The following is a 646-nucleotide window of genomic DNA, read 5'->3' on the forward strand; positions in this document are numbered from 1 at the left end:
TTAATGGACACTGCTACTTTTAACAGCACATTTTCTGCTCCATTCGGCACATCAGTTAAAGAAATGACCCATATGCGGTTGTTATTGGTTTTCATTTTTGTAAATGGATTAATTAGCTAGGCTTGCAAGGTTATTCTGATGATTTTAACTAATTTTTTAAGCGGCATTAAGAGATCGAACACTTTACGCTTGCCATCTACAACTATTTTGTTGTGGGCAAAACTGATATGATGGATACCGCGAGGATAGTTCTTATCTGGAAAGATCTCGAAAACGGATTCTGCTTTGTATTCGCTCTCGGTAAGCACCGTGATTTTATTGATCTGGATAGAACCTCCATAGCAATTAACCGGGTTTTGAGTGGGCCTGTAAATTGACCCTTCCCATACAAATATGCTTCCAGCACTTCTGCATGCTTGTTTTTCTACGGCGATGGGATTTAGCGGATGCGCCTTGTAATGTCCGTCTAAAGTTGTTGAAGAAAAAATATAAAGCAGTTTGCTATTGCCCGATATGCTGGTAAAAAGCCAATATTTAGCGGCATAAAAAACTATCGAGCTGTCTACAAACGGCATTCCGGAGAGCAGTACCTTACGCTGTATCAATTGCGCGGGGTTTAGTGCATCTACCTGGTAAAGCACAACTT

Annotated in this window: 1 protein-coding gene; it reads right to left on the reverse strand. The window is 40.4% G+C overall.

Features of this window, described 5'->3' with window-relative positions; translation table 11 throughout:
• Window positions 1–116: 116 nt before the first annotated feature.
• Window positions 117–646 (reverse strand): glucosamine inositolphosphorylceramide transferase family protein (locus JHD69_RS20040; protein WP_233166107.1); only part of this gene is annotated, 530 nt, incomplete at its 5' end.

Origin of the sequence: Pedobacter sp. ASV12, from assembly GCF_016429155.1 — a bacterium.
Taxonomy (GTDB): Bacteria; Bacteroidota; Bacteroidia; order Sphingobacteriales; family Sphingobacteriaceae; genus Pedobacter.